The 16,850-nt window shown below is 44.6% G+C and carries 16 protein-coding genes; 12 read left to right on the top strand and 4 right to left on the bottom strand.

Annotated features, from left to right (window positions below):
- Positions 1-578 precede the first annotated feature (578 nt).
- The gene (locus ACR8BF_RS21100; RefSeq protein ID WP_434746227.1) at positions 579-758 is read left to right on the top strand and encodes a hypothetical protein; all 180 of its coding nucleotides are present in this window, start codon (positions 579-581) and stop codon (positions 756-758) included.
- Between the two features lie 595 nt (positions 759-1,353).
- Here the strand turns inward: ACR8BF_RS21100 and ACR8BF_RS21105 are convergent.
- Both ACR8BF_RS21105 and ACR8BF_RS21110 read right to left on the bottom strand, forming a co-directional pair.
- Positions 1,354-1,983 carry a helix-turn-helix transcriptional regulator gene (locus tag ACR8BF_RS21105; RefSeq protein ID WP_434746228.1) on the bottom strand — a complete coding sequence of 210 codons (630 nt, stop codon included), beginning with the start codon at positions 1,981-1,983 and terminating at the stop codon, positions 1,354-1,356.
- Between the two features lie 36 nt (positions 1,984-2,019).
- Entirely contained in the window at positions 2,020-2,610 is a 591-nt protein-coding gene (locus tag ACR8BF_RS21110) for a helix-turn-helix domain-containing protein (protein WP_434746229.1), read from the bottom strand.
- Positions 2,611-3,639: 1,029 nt separating this feature from the next.
- Here ACR8BF_RS21110 and ACR8BF_RS21115 point away from each other — a divergent pair.
- The 11 genes from ACR8BF_RS21115 to ACR8BF_RS21165 all read left to right on the top strand — a co-directional run bounded on the left by ACR8BF_RS21115 (position 3,640) and on the right by ACR8BF_RS21165 (position 15,295).
- A complete protein-coding gene (locus ACR8BF_RS21115; RefSeq protein WP_313700725.1) occupies positions 3,640-3,957 on the top strand; it encodes a hypothetical protein in 318 nt (105 codons plus the stop codon).
- A gap of 9 nt (positions 3,958-3,966) precedes the next feature.
- A complete protein-coding gene (locus ACR8BF_RS21120; protein WP_179899084.1) occupies positions 3,967-4,194 on the top strand; it encodes a hypothetical protein in 228 nt (75 codons plus the stop codon).
- Between the two features lie 103 nt (positions 4,195-4,297).
- On the top strand, positions 4,298-4,828 hold the full coding sequence (locus ACR8BF_RS21125; protein WP_179899085.1) for a fimbrial protein: 531 nt from the start codon (positions 4,298-4,300) through the stop codon (positions 4,826-4,828).
- Positions 4,829-4,846: 18 nt separating this feature from the next.
- Positions 4,847-5,626, top strand: a complete 780-nt coding sequence (locus ACR8BF_RS21130; RefSeq protein WP_434746230.1) for a fimbrial biogenesis chaperone — start codon at positions 4,847-4,849, stop codon at positions 5,624-5,626.
- A 26-nt stretch (positions 5,627-5,652) separates the two neighbouring features.
- Positions 5,653-8,238, top strand: a complete 2,586-nt coding sequence (locus tag ACR8BF_RS21135; RefSeq protein WP_434746231.1) for a fimbria/pilus outer membrane usher protein — start codon at positions 5,653-5,655, stop codon at positions 8,236-8,238.
- Between the two features lie 39 nt (positions 8,239-8,277).
- The gene (locus ACR8BF_RS21140; protein ID WP_434746232.1) at positions 8,278-9,312 is read left to right on the top strand and encodes a fimbrial protein; all 1,035 of its coding nucleotides are present in this window, start codon (positions 8,278-8,280) and stop codon (positions 9,310-9,312) included.
- Between the two features lie 56 nt (positions 9,313-9,368).
- Positions 9,369-10,025, top strand: coding sequence for a response regulator (locus tag ACR8BF_RS21145; RefSeq protein ID WP_434746233.1), 657 nt, complete (start codon positions 9,369-9,371; stop codon positions 10,023-10,025).
- A 37-nt stretch (positions 10,026-10,062) separates the two neighbouring features.
- Positions 10,063-11,385, top strand: a complete 1,323-nt coding sequence (locus ACR8BF_RS21150) for a TolC family outer membrane protein (protein WP_434746234.1) — start codon at positions 10,063-10,065, stop codon at positions 11,383-11,385.
- 25 nt (positions 11,386-11,410) lie between these two features.
- Positions 11,411-12,670 (top strand): HlyD family secretion protein, encoded by a 1,260-nt coding sequence (locus ACR8BF_RS21155; protein ID WP_314985710.1) that lies wholly within the window; start codon positions 11,411-11,413, stop codon positions 12,668-12,670.
- Positions 12,671-12,687: 17 nt separating this feature from the next.
- Positions 12,688-14,850, top strand: a complete 2,163-nt coding sequence (locus tag ACR8BF_RS21160; RefSeq protein ID WP_313537120.1) for a peptidase domain-containing ABC transporter — start codon at positions 12,688-12,690, stop codon at positions 14,848-14,850.
- Positions 14,851-14,863: 13 nt separating this feature from the next.
- On the top strand, positions 14,864-15,295 hold the full coding sequence (locus ACR8BF_RS21165) for a DcrB-related protein (protein ID WP_313537123.1): 432 nt from the start codon (positions 14,864-14,866) through the stop codon (positions 15,293-15,295).
- 76 nt (positions 15,296-15,371) lie between these two features.
- Here ACR8BF_RS21165 and ACR8BF_RS21170 read toward each other — a convergent pair whose 3' ends face one another.
- Complete coding sequence (locus ACR8BF_RS21170) at positions 15,372-15,869, bottom strand: FidL-like protein (protein WP_179899093.1); 498 nt, start codon at positions 15,867-15,869, stop codon at positions 15,372-15,374.
- The gene (locus tag ACR8BF_RS21175) at positions 15,866-16,699 is read right to left on the bottom strand and encodes a transcriptional regulator (RefSeq protein WP_313552785.1); all 834 of its coding nucleotides are present in this window, start codon (positions 16,697-16,699) and stop codon (positions 15,866-15,868) included. Before ACR8BF_RS21175 ends, ACR8BF_RS21170 begins: the two co-directional genes overlap by 4 nt.
- Positions 16,700-16,850 lie beyond the last annotated feature (151 nt).

Here is a 16,850-nt window from a genome sequence, read left to right on the forward strand (position 1 = left end):
AATCGGGCTTCAGCAGCAATATTGATATAAATCAAAAAATAACACTACTTAAGCATCATTAAGATTATAACTAACTGTATTATATGAAAATAAAAAAACATAACCAAAATAAAATGAATGTTATTCATTGTTTAATATACCGCAAAATGCCCATCAGTACAGAATTATAAAATGACCTCAAAATAATGTAACAATCACACGTTTGGATGAAAATTTAATTTATTATTTCGCTCAACGTTGAATAAATTGCTAATGCAACGCTCATAAATATGATTATTTAAACATCAGCGCAGACGTTCCCAAAAAAAATCCCTGAATATTATTCATGATGTTTATCATTTGAGACGATGTCAGGCAGACATGACACGCCCGACCTTTGCACGCTTTTAGTCTGAGTGAGGCTGTAAAAGCCCGTTATGTCAGGAAAGCAGACAGTGGCGACAACATGAGGAGGAGTGCTGCGACGTAGAGAAATAAAGGCCGAACTCAGGTGAGAACAGCTAGAATCTAGTATTTATACTCCTTGCATTCGCCTGACTCTTTACCCGGTGTGTCTGCAGGCGAATGGGAATAATTTAGTGCAGATGATCGCGGTGAAACAGCGCCCACTGTTCAATTGGCTCTCCCGACTGATCGAAAAACTCGTAAAAGCAATGATGCTGGCCGGTGGAATGGGTATGTTGCCGATGCTCAGTTATGCTGCTGTTGTCGAAAGCCAGCGAGAGGAAGACGTTACCCTTGATGATAGCTACAGCTAAATCAATGTAGGCCGTTCTTATATGCTGAAATGATCATGAAAAAGCCAGCGGCGACGCTGACTTTGTACTTGTCTTAATTTATCGGAAGTTACAAATACCTTATCGCTTGCAAGAGTCAATGGCACAAACGTCATACCCCTACACCGATTATGGTTGAAAGCCACTATCGCACAAGTGGGGTGATTCAAAAGCTCTTTAGCGATCCAGATAATAACGCGCAATGTTGCCCGGGGAATTTCTGCTTACGTGTGTGCGATTCTTTGAGTATCCGCACAGATTGAGAAGGATTACAGCTATCCACGCCTGACTGAAATGCATCGTGAAGATGAAATACGTGTGCAGCAACAAAATAGTTACTGTAAATATAAATAGATAATAAAAAAATCATCCCTGACATGATTGCGATTACCATTTTAAAAGGGATGGTTAGTGATTTATCTTTTTTCCGCAGTTGCTTTCTCACAAAAACCTCTCAACGCTTAGCTGCCAGAGGGTAGCCTGGGCATGCCATCATGCATCACAGAAAATCCGGGCATCTGAATTAACTCTTTATTTCGCAGATCGACTCGCCTATGGGGTGAATCAGCATTCAAAATTATGCAAAATCAATAACACCCTTATAAAGCTCAAGCAAAGTCAGATCATTAATGAAGGCGTTAAAGGCCATATCACCACTTATCGAAAACTTCTTCATAACATTGTATTTATGTGCGTAAATTGTTTTAGTTGAAAGATTCAGGCGTTTAGCTGTCTGCCCCACGCTATACCCTTTCTTCAGAAAACTTAGCACCTGCAACTGGACTACTGTAATACGCGCAAAATCGCAATTCGAGCAATCCGTGGAGACAAATCCTCTAACGTTTCCCTGTCTTCCCAGCCAGAAACGGATAATTTTTTCTGAAATATCACGTACAGAATCAGTGCGCGGAATGATAATCAAAGAGCGATAGCAAAGAGGCAAATGATCAGTAGTGATGTCTTCAATGCTTTCAACAAAAACCATTAAAATGCCACCAGGCTTCCGATCCCGATAGGCAGGTTGACACATATAAAGGCGCCACTGTGCAACACTAATCAGTATAAAGTCCGCCTGACATAAATTTTTCGCGTCATAGGCAGGTAAGAATTCTACTGGCGTATCAGATAACAGTGCCTCTTCAATAATTTTGGAGATGCCCAGCCGAAAGAAGTAATTCTCATTTGTACAAACGACTTTAAAATCCATTTTTCCCTTAAGCATCTCAAAAGTTAAATAAATAAATCAGGTGAATTTGCCATTTACCAAAGACAGCTCACCTTTATCTTTTAATTCTTTCAGCACTCTGCAAATGGAGCTTTTTGAAAGATGAGAACTATTTTCAATCAGGAAAAGAGCCGAAAATCGCTTCTTAAGATGAGGTGGCAATTTTCCCCAGCGGCCAATTAAAGAAATCACTTCATCATGTGAGTTATTCTTGGGCAGCTGAATGTAGTTCATCAGGTCTGAGTACTGACCAGACAGAATAGACATGGCATCGTTAAAGAGATCCTTCTCAAATACTAATCGCCAGAACACATCGTAATCGATGAAACTGACCTTCCCATAATCGATTCTTTCCAGATAGACAGGAGGTTCATCGAGTGCCGGAGTGACACCGACAACAAAGGGGGCCGACACGATATTCAATACTTTATTTTCGCTCTTTAGTTTCAGTAAGAAATCACCATCAAGAATGAACATAACCCGGCGTACATTATCTTTAGTAAGATGGTAACGACGCTTACCGCGTGAAATCTCATCTGGATTAGCAACCTGGGTGTACCCGGCTAGCGCATCAATGATCCGCTCATGATTTTCAGTCACTCTATACATAATAATTAACTCAATCTAACTGACACGAAGTTAGTGATTAGTAGAAAAATTAGCAAAAATCCGTTTGTTATAGTCTCTCTTTTTTCGCCTGGTGTATTTCTGATCGCTGGCTTTCTCTCCAATGTAAGCCATAGAAGAGGTCGTTGTTGGTTTTACCATAGTAAAACCATTGCGATAAAATTCAACACCACAAACATGCAAAAAGGAGGAGAATAATGCCAACCAATGACATCACAACCAGATATTTCACCGTTTTAAAGTCCTTTAGTCAGTACATCAAACTAATAAGTAGAGACTTATTGATAGTGTTATAACTTTTTTCTTAAAAAAGGAATCAATCATAACCATATGAACACAAATGTTATAAAACCACGGTATTAAACAAGAAAATACAGTGTAACATTTGAAAAATTTGCAATATTAGTCACATGACTATTCATAATATAATCATTGTTAATTTCTCCTTAAAAATAAAAGAACCATAATCTGATGACATAAATTAAACCATATGATCCCCATAGCAGACATTTAAATCGCAAAGTTATTATTATATAGTTTTATATTCTGTTTTTTAAAATATTTTAGGTTTAAAATCCAAACGTGTGAATTATTCTGTGTGGCTGGTTTTTACCTTTGATTGCATATGAAGCGATCTTCGTCAGAACCCGACTATTCTAAGGAAAGAATGTGAATTACCTGAAAAACCCTCACACGACTGAGTGAGTATCATTTTTACCACCTGAAAATGGTAGTAGCACTACCAATCAGGACATCCGAAAATAATGCCAGAAATAATGTACTGGCACTGAAGCTAAGTTTACCCTGCCTACCTAAATTACCATTAATGTAAATAACATGTAATGAAATAAAACTTTCTTACCTATTAAAAATTACACAGAATATCGATTATGGATATTTTACTATTTTATTTTTTATGGTCACCGAATCTAATAGCGCCGTTCGCTTGGAGCGGCATTTTAAAAATTCAATACTGATAATCTGAACAACTGAATAATATTGGAGATATAAATGAGAGAGTTAACATCTGTTGAAATGCAAAACGTTTCAGGCGCAGGTTTATTTGATTTTATTGGTTCGGTCGCAGTAGGTAGCGTTACTGGTATCACGTCTTTCGGTCTGAAGTGGGCTATGAGCGGCGGTAGCACTGGTGGCATTGCTGGTGCAGGCATTATCTCTGCTGGCGTCGGCCTGGTTGTCGGTGCCGTTGTTGGTCTGGTTGATGGTGCACTTTATGGCGCAATCAATGGCTGGGACTCAACTGCGGGCTGGTTCAATCAGATTGTTGAAAACCAATTCGATGCCACTGCTCCGGTAATTAAAGCATAAGGAAGTACCATGCGAGAATTAAACACTAAAGAAATCGAAGGGGTTAGCGGCGGCTCACTTACATCTTTAATCCTGGATTTTTTCAGGGGATTAGGTGACAGCTCAACGTCAACTGAGAAAACTGAATGGGTTCGGCCGGACTCAGTGCCAGCAGCAAACCCAATCAGTGGTAACGCTTTTGGTATGGGTATTGTAGGTATTGTCGCCGCAGTCGCGTTCGGCATGCTGATCGTCTGATTTTCTGATAAGAGCGTCACCCTTATCGGCATAATGAACGGCTGCATTTAAATGCACAAGTTCAAAAATAAAAATGTTAATTATTTTATACAAAGGAAAGTATATGAAAAAGGTATCTATGGTTGCTATGGGTCTGCTGCTGGCTGCAGCTCAGGTTAATGCAGCAGAAGCTTCAGATGGCACCATTAACTTCACCGGCACCATTGCATCTCAGACCTGTACCGTAAGCGTTAACGGCGCAGGCAGCACTGCCACCGTTACCTTGCCAAAAGTTGCTGCTGGTGTCCTGGACGCGGCTGGTTCTGTTGCGGGCAACACCCGTTTCACTCTGTCACTGAGCGATTGCTCGGCCCAAACAGGTAATGTTTACGCTTACTTTGAGCAGGGCGCTGGTGTTAATGCAAATGGTCGTCTGACTAATACCGGAACGGCAACGGGTGTTGATCTGCAACTGCTGGACAGTGCTAATGTGGCCATCAATGCAGGTAGCACTGAGCAGTCTACTGCACCTAAAACTGTGGCTCTGACAGCGGGTGCAGGTACTCTGTCGTACTCAGCTCAATACTACGCTACTGCACCTGCAACAGCGGGTAGTGTTGCATCAACAGTAAATTATTCAATCAATTACCTGTAATTGATTAGGGTGGGGGCAATGCCCTCACCTCTCTTCCTCTTCATCATTCCTGTTAAAATCATGAAAAAAAAAAGCGTTAACTTTCTACTATCCTGCCTGCTAACCTGTGCAATGACGTCGTCTGCATTTGCCAGCGTGACGATTATTGGCACCCGGGTAATCTATCCAGCTTCTGAGAAAGAGGTTACCGTTCGACTTGATAACCGGGGCGATCAGCCCGCGCTGGTCCAGGCATGGATTGACAGCGGAAATCAAAATGAAGCCGTAGATAAAATTGATGTTCCCTTTGTTTTACTTCCCCCTGTTTTCCGCATGGAGGCTAACAAAGGGCAAACGTTACGCATTGTATTTACTGGTGCCAGTCTGCCCGCCGACAAAGAGTCTGTTTTCTGGCTTAACGTTCTGGATATTCCCCCTCGTGTTAAAAGTCTGTCTAATCAGAATCAGTTGCAAATGGCGATCCGAAGTCGTATCAAAATATTCTATCGTCCGGTTCAGTTCGATACAGCGCAGGCAAATAAAGCTGCGTCAGGACTGGTATGGCGTCACGGTCAAAAAATTAACACCCTTTCCGCAATGAACAACTCACCTTTCTACGTTAACGTCTCACAGATTAATGCTGAAGATAACGCAGGTCATAAATTAGTCAGTGAAAAAGGTGAAATGCTGGCACCAGGCGAGAAAAAAGAATTCCTGATGAAAGGCATGAACACAAGTCAAATAAAAACAACATTTAACTATCAGTATCTGGACGATTTTGGTGCTGCACGTAAGGTTGAAAGTAAAATAACCGACTAACTTTTGGTAATTAACCAGGGGAAATTATGATGGCAAGGATGACCCGTTCAAATAAACCAACTGGCAGAGATTTATATCTATCATTTATGGCGCTCTTTTTGGCCGCAGCAACCCAAGCCGCGTTTGCTGAGAGTGCTTATGATTTTGATGAATCTTTTGTAAAAAACTTGCCGGGGGTAAAAGTAGATGTTGCCCGCTATGCAACAGGTAACCCTATTGATCCTGGCGTGTATACGCTGGATATTTTTTTAAATGGTCGTCAAATCAGTCGTGAAAATGTTCAGGTTGTACGTGAAGGAACAGGTACCAAGGCCTGTCTTTCCTATGATCTGGTAAAAAGTCTCTCAATCAAAGACACCGTTTTCAGTTCTGAACAAGCTGAGGAATTACGTTCGGGTAAACAGTGTATATCCCTTGAAGAGGTGGTCAGAGAAAGTCATGCTGCAATTAACTCTGCGGATATGCAGATGGACATATCCATTCCACAGATATACCTCCTGCGTTCAGCACGTGGTTATGTCGCACCCGAATTCTGGGATAAAGGTGAAACGGCATTTACACTCAACTATGACACTAACTATTACCGTTCTGTTAACGACGGTCGTGAATATGATTCTTTTTATGGCAGAGCGCTGGCAGGCTTTAACCTGGGTGGCTGGATGTTCCGCCATGACGGCTCATTAAGCTGGCGACGCCAGCAAGGTGATGAATCACATAATTATAATGCAATTAACACCTATGTTCAGCGTGATATCCCGCAACTGAAGTCACGTCTGCTCTTAGGTGAAGGAAACACCAGTGGCGAACTCTTCGATACTCTCTCATTTCGCGGTGCGCAAATATCGACAGTTGATCAAATGTGGCCTGATTCGCAACGGGGTTACGCACCTGAGATTCGGGGTGTTGCCCGTACCAGTGCTCAGGTAACCGTCTCGCAAAACGGCAGTAAAATTTATGAGACAACGGTATCACCGGGTCCTTTTAACATTACCGATCTCTACCCTACCGGTTACGGTGGTGATTTAGATGTTACGGTAAAAGAAGCGGATGGCAGCGAAACCCGTTTTTCTGTGCCCTATGCAGCCATGACAAGACTGAAACGTCCCGGTATGACGTTTTATTCTGTGACGGGTGGTGTATCGCGTAAAGACAATATGGCCTATACGCCTTCTGTTTATCAGGGCACCATCCAACATGGTTTTACCAACAGTCTGACGGGCTATACCGGTATCCTGGGATCAGATAACTACATATCGGCGCTGCTAGGCGGTGCATTTGGTTTACCCATAGGCGCTATCTCTCTTGATGTCACCGGGGCTCAGACCAAATATGGCAATGAGAAAAAGCAGGGCGTGAGCTATCGCGCAACTTACAGTAAAAAAGTACCCCAGACTGATACGAACTTTACACTCGCCGCGTATCGATTTTCTTCTTCCGGCTATTACAGCTATGACAATGCTTTGCAAATTAATAATTATTACAAGAAGAACAAAAGTGATGGAATAAATTATCTATCCCGTCCTAAACAACGCTTTTCATTGACTGCCAGCCAAAATTTTGGAGATTCATATGGGAATATCTATCTTACTGGTTTCGTTCAAAATTATTGGGAAAGTGTCGGTACAAACACCCAGTTTCAATTAGGCTATAATAATAGAATTGGTCGCGTATCCTATACATTATCAGCAAACCGATTATTATATTCAACAGGCGGACACGATACCCAACTCTCATTGGACCTCTCAATACCACTTGGTAGCGAAAGTAAAAATTATGTAACAGCAAGTGCCACGCATAATAAAGAAGGCGTGACGGCACAAACCGCCGTTAACGGTGTCCTGGGTGAATATGACCAATACAGTTATAACGTAGGTGCCGCACGCGACATTGATAATAAAAAATCAGGTTCAGTAAGTGGACAATATCGTTCGCCTTACAGCATGTTGACAGCGTCATATACCCAGGGAGAGAACTACTATTCTGCTTCTGGCGGCGCCAGCGGAGCCGTGGTTGCCCTGCCTGATGGCATTAACTTTAGTGCTTATCAGTCGACTACATATGCCGTGGTGACAGCAGATGATGCTGAAGGTGCAAGGGTACTCGGTTATCCAAATATAGTATTAAACGGAAGCGGCAGAGCAATTGTACCCAATCTGAATCCGTACAGAATAAATGAGCTGGCGATTGATCCTAAGGGTATTCCGCTTGACGTTGAGCTGGAATCAACCCAACAGCGTGTTATTCCAGTTGAAGGTGCAGTGGTCAGACTGGATTATAAAACCACTAAGGGGAAACCACTATTAATAAGGGCGAATCAGCCTGATGGTAATGCATTACCTTTTGGTGCGTCAGTGAATGACGAAAATGGCAATCTGGTGACGACGGTTTCACAGGGTGGCCAGATTTACGTCAGAATAAACAAAGATGTCAGTCGTCTTCATGTTTCATGGGGGAAAACGCGAAATGATAATTGCCTGGTTAACCTTGAGTCTGGATCAATTCAGTCCAGTGACAATAAAACACTGGCAAGACTAACGACAACCTGCAGCAATGATCCAATGCAGCCAGTTCGTTACGCTTCCAATACCGATAATAAAGATAATCAGGGTTAATGAGGTGACATCATGTGTTTACTATCAGGAAAGAAAATAATGCGCCTCACTGGCTCTGTTTTATTAACAATAAGTCTGATACTGATGACTATTTTTAACGTTAATGCTGCGGGCTCATCAACCGATGTGACATTGATGTGTAAAATGACGACCACGCGTTCGTTGGTTGACGTGAAATCATTAGGCATCAACATTTCAGCCGCTGTGCCGGTGGGCACAATTGTTTATAGCGGCACAGCAACGGCTAACTTCCAATGCGCGCTGAGCAATTTGCAGCAGTATGCAGCTGGGTTGATCGGCGAAGTTTATTTTAAACGTAAGGCGATACCAGAGAATGCTCTCGGCTATGGATTAACACTCTATACCGGCTATGGTGGTGAGATGGGTACCGAAGTAGCAAGTATTCCAACCGGTATAAAGATTAGCACATATGCTTTAACCAGCGGCGGAACCATCGGTGCCTATACGGATGTCTCTCTGAACGTACCTTATCAAATTGTAAAGACATCCAATACTATGACGCCATCGACTTACCTCAAAAGCTATGTGAACCCATTTGATGTTGGTTCGTTAGTAAAAGGTACCGATGAGACCTTTAACTTCACCAATATCAAAACAGGTTTCACTGTAAAAGATCAGACCTGCTCAGTCGCGGGTAATACCAATCTACCAGTACCATTGGGCAGCTACACCACCAACCCCAGCAGTGGCTTAGGCTCAGGAATAGGCCAGACCAGCGCTACGACAGCGTTTAATATTCGGCTGAACTGTGAGGCTCTGCTATCAGGGACATTTGACGTTATGATGCAGCTCGATGGTGATGCGTCCAGTGGACTCTCAGAGGCTGGCGTAGTCGCGCTTAATACAACTTCGACGGCCAGTGGTGTCGGGGTACAAATTCTTAATGAAAATCAGCAACCAATTGCACTCGCAACACCGTTTAACATTGCGAGTTACCCACTCTCATCTGCTTTAATCACGGTGCCCCTCTATGCGCGTTATTATCAGACAGCAGCGAAAATAAATCCTGGCACAGCAAATGCGGTAGCGACATACACGCTTAGTTACCAGTAATTAGCAGGGCTCTGCAGAGCCCTTCTTCAAATTTTATCTACAGAAAAGGATTGTCTGTGTATAAATTCGGGAAAGAAAACAAGCTTAGACTTGGTGTGTCTGATGAAAGTCCATTTATTCTTCACTCCATTCAAAACATACTCATAAACGAGTTTTTAGAACTTGATATTTTTGCTTATCCGGTTGAATGCGATCATTTACTTCCTATCCTCAAAGAGGATGCCCCAGACATATTAATAACGGACTTTTGCTTTAATCTTGAGGGTAATGATGTCAATGGAGTACGGAAAATAGAGCAGATACATAAGCAAAATCAGAACTTAAAAATTATTGTTTTCACTGCACAAAACAGCCAGGCTATTTTGAAAGGCTTATTACGAATCCCGGTTAATGCCATTGTGCACAAACGAGATGACATTCGTGATCTGGTCAAGGCATTCAATTGGGTGTGCTCATCTAATTCAGGAATATACTACTCAGAACAGATGAAAAAAATTGTTTTTTCTGCACCTGCAGATTCGGCACTTTTATCGCCATCAGAAGTAGAGGTCATTCGCTTATTCGCCATTGGATATAGCCTGATGGACATAGCAAAAGCGCGTAAACGCAGCATAAGCACCGTTGCAACGCAGAAATATAACGCCATGCGTAAACTTCAGCTCCAGTCAAATACAGATTTGATTAAGTATGTTTTTGCACAGAAACTCATTTAACCCCCTTGCACAAAGATTTTTATATATAGCGAAAATCATGAAATCCCATAATCTGAACATTGCATTGCTGGCACTAACCTGTGCTCCATTTTGCACATTGGCAACCAGCCTCGAGCAAGCTGCTCAGGCTGCATTGACCTATGACTCTGCATTACAATCCAGCCAAATGGCCAGTGCTGCAGATAAACAAAAATACTGGCAGGGTATGGCTGGAATGCTGCCAACATTAACACTGGAAGGAAACTGGGATCGTCAGGAACAGCCTGATAAAAAATATCAGAGTGGGGTAACTAACCATAGTTACGATCTTAGCGTCCGACAGCCACTGTTTGATATGAGTAAATATGCCGGATGGCGTAAAGGTGTTGCTATTGCCAACACTGCTGAAGCACAGGCAAAACAGGCTGAAGAGAAGTTACTTAATTCCATCAGCAATGCTTATTTTACGGTGCTATATCAACAGGAAGTTTTGCAGGCAGCAAAAGCCGCCAGCCATAATTTTAACCAACAACAGCAAAAACTTCAGACCGGTTTAATCAATGGGCAGAATACCCGTACGGAACTGGATGAGGCAAAGGCTAACTACGCGCTTGCACAAGCTAAGGAAATAGAGGCCGGTAATCAACTATTGCTGGCAGGAGAGGCATTTCGCCGTTTATCCGGTATCAGCCCGGACAGTATAGAGCCAGTTAATTTCCAGTGTCTTAAAGCATCGCCCTATTCTTCTCTGACTGAGGCAATCAATGCCAGCCAGCAACGTAACAGCGATATTAAGATTGCCTTGTTTCAGACTGATCAGGCAGACGCAGATGTGCTGGCAGCTGATGGCGCGCACATGCCAGTGGTTTCACTCTATGCGCGATATGGCAAGAACTGGAGCCGTAACGACGACGACGACAATATCCTGTATGACGCGATTTTTGGGACGAACTCAAAGAGTAATAACCTGCAGTACGGCGTAAACGTATCTGTTCCGTTGTTTGCTGGCGGCAGTCAGGTTTCACAATCTTTTGAAGCGGCCTATCGTCGTCAGGCGGCAAAATATTCCACGATGGAAGCGCAACGCAAAGCAGCAACCGATACCCGCTCTGCATGGCTGAGCCTGACCAATGGCAAAGCCTTAATCAGTGCTCAGAAGAATGCGGTCGACTCAGCACGTGAAAAAGTTGTGTCGGTCCGGTATGGACGGGAAATGGGCTTCCGCACGGTTAACGACGAACTGGATGCCCAGCAAAAATATTACGCCGCACTCAAAGACCAGGCTGAAGCCCGTTTAAGTTATCTCAACGCCCTGATCAATCTGGCACAAAGCACCGGATCGTTATCACCCGACATGCTGAAATTCTTTCAGTGCCGTTAATCCTTTAATCATGATGAATCAATAAATGGAACAGTCACTCTTCCGCCAGGAGGCACTTGATGCCGCTAACCGGGGTAACCTGGGCATCGTGGCACTTTATTGTCCACCCTATCGCTGGCTTGTTATTTCCGTGGTGATTTTTATTACTGCTGTTACTGCCCTCTTTTTCATATTTGGCAGCTACACCAAATATGAATCCTCTACCGGTGAACTGCTGCCTGAAAATGGCATGTTAATCGTTCCGCCTCCTGTTAGCGCAACAGTGGTGGATATTCCGGTTAAAGAGGGACAGCGGGTCAAAAAAGATGATGTGCTTATGGTGTTGTCGTCAGAAGTCTCCACGCAGATAGGACAGACTCGTCAGGTTATCGCCGAAAATCTGGTGGGTCAGCGGGAACGACTTCAGCAGGATCTTCAGACACTAGCCAAATTGCATGACGTCGAAATGAAAGGGTTATCCGACACCATCGCCAGTCTGAAACTTCAGCGGGAACAGCTGAAACTACAGCTAACACACCGTCGCAAACAGGTGGCGTTAGTAAAACTGCAACTGGATAAACTCAACGCAATGCACCTGGAGGGGTACGCCTCAAACCGTCAACTGGAAGAGCAGGAATCAAATCTTCTCGACAGCCAGGCGCGTTACCAGGAGTACCAGCGTCAGCTGCTGGATACGTCGCAAAAAATTGTTCAGGCTGAGCAGCAACTGCATGAAAAGCCGCTGGATGATGAGAAAAAACGTAACGATATCGAACGTCAACTGGCAGATAACCGTCAATCACTGGCAGAAAATGAAGCGCGCCGATCCATTGAGCTTCGTGCGCCGAAAAGTGGTTATGTCGGCTTGATCATGGTTAAAAATGGTCAGATGCTGAACGCCGGCCAGTCGGCCGTCGCGATTCTGCCCAATAACACCAATCTTGTTGCCCGCATCATGGTCAACACGCAATCCATTGGCTTTATCCAGCCAGGTCAGCGTGTCGTACTGCGTTATAAGGCCTTCCCCTACCAAAAATTTGGTCAGCAATATGGCAGGGTGCTCGAGGTCTCGCGAACGGCCCTCTCTCCTCAGGAAGTCACCACCTTAACCGGTAAAAACAATATTCAGGAACAGCAGTACCGGGTACTGGTCTCTCTGGATAAACAAACTATTTCTGCTTATTCGCAGAATGAAAAACTTAAGCCAGGTATGGCGCTGGATGCCGACTTTATTGTCGACAAACGTCGTCTCTATGAATGGGTACTGGAGCCGATTTTCGCGCTGGGACACAAAATTTCTCTCTGATTTAGAAGGTCTGTTCTGTGTTGTTATTAGAGAAACTCAATTTTAAATGGTTTAACCGCTTACCGATGATTCGTCAGTCACAGGCAACGGAGTGCGGGCTGGCTTGTCTTGGCATGGTGGCTAATTATCATGGTCATCAGATCGACATGATCACGTTACGTCGCCAGTTCGCCACATCACTCAAAGGCGCCACACTGGCTGATGTCATCGCTATGGCACAACAACTCAACATGACTTCCCGCGCACTGCGAGTGGAAATGGAAGAGCTGTCTAAACTGCGCATGCCCTGCATTCTGCACTGGGAACTGAACCACTTTGTGGTATTGAAGAAAGTACGTGGCAATAAAATTACTCTTCACGATCCTGCGCGCGGGATCAGAGAACTGACATTTAAAGAAGCATCGACTGCCTTCACCGGCGTCGCGCTGGAGTTGGTTCCCTCTTCCACCTTTGAAGTAAAAGAAGAGAAAGAAAGCATCTCCATGATGAAGCTGGTGGGCAGCGTGACTGGCGTAAAGTCTGCCTTTGCTCAGGTGCTTATCCTCTCAATCGCACTGGAGCTTTTCGGCGTCCTCGGCCCCTTCTTTATGCAGTGGGTTATGGATATGGTGCTCGTTTCGGCTGACTACTCTTTGCTGTCGTTGCTCGGTGTGGGCTTTATCATGATCGCCCTGTTTCAGACTATCGTCACAGCCCTGCGGTCGTGGGTCATGAGCTGGTTCTCGAGCCAGCTGAGTGTGCAGTGGACCGTAAACGTCTGCCATCATATGTTGAAGCTGCCGCTGGAATGGTTCGAGTCACGCCACGTCGGAGACATTCTCTCTCGTTACGGTTCGCTTAATACGATTCAAAGTACGCTGACATCCCGTTTTATCAGCACCGTACTGGACGGTGTCATGTCAATCGTCACGGTCGTCATGCTTTTCATTTATAACGCGCAACTGGCGTGGCTGGTCATTGGACTTTTTCTCGCCTATGCACTGCTGCGCTTCATGGCCTACGATCCGGTTCGCCGCGCTAATGAGGAACAAATCATCAGCTCGGCCCGAACCCAATCTTCTCTGCTTGAAACGCTGCGCGGGATCCAGGCGGTCAAAACAAATAATAAACAGGTGCCCCGACTCTCGGCTTACATGAACTTTCTGGTGGATACCACCAATAAAGGCATCGTGTTACAGAAGCTCAATATCCTGTTTGGTTCGGCTCAGGGATTGCTGACCTCAGTGGGTCGGGTGGTGCTGGTCTGGCTTGCTGCGCTACAGGTCCTGGATGGCAATTTCTCTGCCGGTATGCTGACCGCCTTTATCAGCTTTTCCGATCAATTCATGAGTCGTGGTTCGGGTTTGATCAATGCCATCATCGATTTCCGTATGCTGAGAATGCATGGTGAACGCCTGGCCGATATTGTTCTTTCTGAAACAGAAGCCAGTTCTGAAGGCAATCCTGGTCTGGCAGGTAAGGAAACCGACAATGAGCCAGACGTACCGCAGGATATCAAGCTTATCAATATCCGTTTTCGCTATGCGCCGACTGAACCCTGGGTTGTCGATGGTGCCAATCTGGAGATTAAAGCAGGTGAGAGTCTTGCCATTGTGGGGCCATCCGGCCAGGGTAAAACGACGATGGCCAAAATTATTCTTGGCCTGCTGCACCCGGAAGAAGGCACGATCACCGTGGGTGGCATGGACATCACTCAGACGGGACTTGAACATCATCGTAACCGCATCGGCTGCGTAATGCAGGATGACATTCTCTTTTCAGGCTCAATCAGCGAGAACATTAGCTTCTTTGACAACGAGCCCGACCACGCAAAGATTACCCGCGTGGCCCGTGTGGCTCAGATTCATGGCGATATCATGAAAATGCCGATGAATTATCAAAGTTTGGTAGGCGATATGGGCTCGTTTTTATCGGGGGGCCAGTTGCAACGTATCCTGCTGGCGCGCGCGCTCTATCGCGATCCACAAATCCTGGTGCTGGATGAGGCCACCAGTCATCTGGATATCTATAACGAAGCGCAGATCAACAACGCAATTAAGCAGATGAAGATTACCCGAATCATCATTGCACACCGCCCGGAAACTATACGAAGTGCCGATAAAATCGTCCTGTTAAATAACGGTAAGCTCAGCGAAGTCACCGCAGAGCAGTTATTTGGGCAGGCAGAAAGCCATAATTAAACGGAGATGACCCATGGATAAGACTATTTGCCGCTTCACTGAAGGCACAATCACCTTGCCGGAAGGCTATTGCGAGCGAACACTGAACACCCTGGCTGATACACGATCTGCTCTGCCACCCATCACTATTTCCCGTGATAAGTTAGGCAACCATAACAATCCGGAAGAGTATATTCTTAGCCAGCTCGCTATCCTGCAAAAACAGATGAAAGACTGGCAACAGGAAGCTCATCAGCCCGTGGCTTTAGGGAATAACCTGACGACGGGTATTATGATCACTTATGACTTTCTGCGGCCAGATAATCTTCGTCTTTATCAAAAACAAGCCGTATTCACGCTTAACATGGAAGATATATTGATTTTCTCTCTGTCAAAAGCGAGCATCATAACCGCTACAGACATTCAGCTTTTCTCTGATACTCTGAAAAGCTTCCGTACCTGGTAACCAGCAATGCAAAGATAAAACAGACCGGAAGAGTACGTGCTCTTCCGGTCTGCGTTTAAGCTATCAGTCATTGTGTTTAGTAACGCTGACAGGTGAAGAGATAGGAGAGTGGTCCGCCAACCAGATACGCTTTTTTATCGACCTGAGTAATATCCAGCTGAAGATAACCAGGATCAAGAGTGATCTCAGCCAGCAGCAGATTAAATACGGCATCCTGCGTCGTATCGTTAGCCGAAGTAATAATCGTTCTTATTTTGTAGCGGTAAGTGTCACTATCAATTTTATTACCGGCACTAAGCGCAATACGTCGATTAACCGTTGTGACCTGATCACCAAAAGTCACCTGTCCATTCAGTAACAGATACCCCGAATCAGAATTAATAAAACGCAGATCCTGGGAAACAGCAAACTCAATCTTTTTATTGTCATTGCGACTAAGATCGTAGCGGTTGAACGCTGAGCAACGGAAAGGCAGATCATTTTCACTGGGTTTAAAATAGTTAATTCCTGCAAAGGTCACCAGCAAGAGCATAGCCAGCGTTATCGTCAGCGTGAAAGTGGCTTTCCGTTTCAAAACATTCTCCAGTCAAGATAGTAGAAGTTGTCGCAGGAAACGATATGACCACTGCTGTTCAGGTTACATACAGAAAGAATGGTCCTGCCATAATCTTTTGTTGTGAATGCCGTGTTTTTATCGAAAAAGATGCGTCGTCCCGGTAAACAGGATTGATTATTCTCTTTTAGCATTTCAAGAATTTGCTTCTCCAGTGACTTTCGTTCAAACACATCTAATCCCGGAATAATAACCGCTTCACAGCCGCCTTCCAGTTTAATGTTGTTCATAGAGGCGCTCTTTTCAGCAGGCTGACGTGCAGTGAAATACCAGAAAGCACTTCCCAGCAACACCAGCATGATCAGGGCGAACAGGGCCTGTCTGAGAATTAGAGCAGATTTTTCAACAACAGGCTCTGCGATAACGGGAGCCGGTTGCACGCTCTGCCCCTCCGCGACAGACACTACCAGCTCCGCGGGCATGTCATCAACCTGAACCGGCGTCGCAACAAAAGCCGGAGACGATTCGCGTTCTATTTTGATGTCAGTATTGAGTCGAATGCCGATTTTCGGAATGGTGATGATCAGGTTTTCACAGCCATAAGCTGCAAGTGCTCTGCGCAGAATACTCAGATACTGATTCAGATTGCTATTTGATCCGCGCAGACCATATTTATCCCAGACTTCGGTCAACAGGCTATCGCGCGACAGTATTTCACCGTCAGAATTAAGTAACTGCTCAAATAGCCGACCCGATGAAATACTCAGACTCAGCGTTTCCTGAGTAGGAAGATGGCTCAGCGTACAGTCATCTGAATTGTAGGTAATCTGTTCATCGATAATATAAATCATTAAGAAATCACTGAATTTACGCTGATTCGCGACAGTATAATTCAGCTTATTTAAAGAAGCACTAAAGAGACCTGAATCAGTTAACTCACCGTGGTGAATTTACATTGGCACTAAAATGTGGCTTTCAGGCCGGCACTGGGTTGATGTCTCT

Origin of the sequence: Candidatus Pantoea rara, from assembly GCF_051136265.1 — a bacterium.
Lineage (GTDB): Bacteria > Pseudomonadota > Gammaproteobacteria > Enterobacterales > Enterobacteriaceae > Pantoea > Pantoea rara.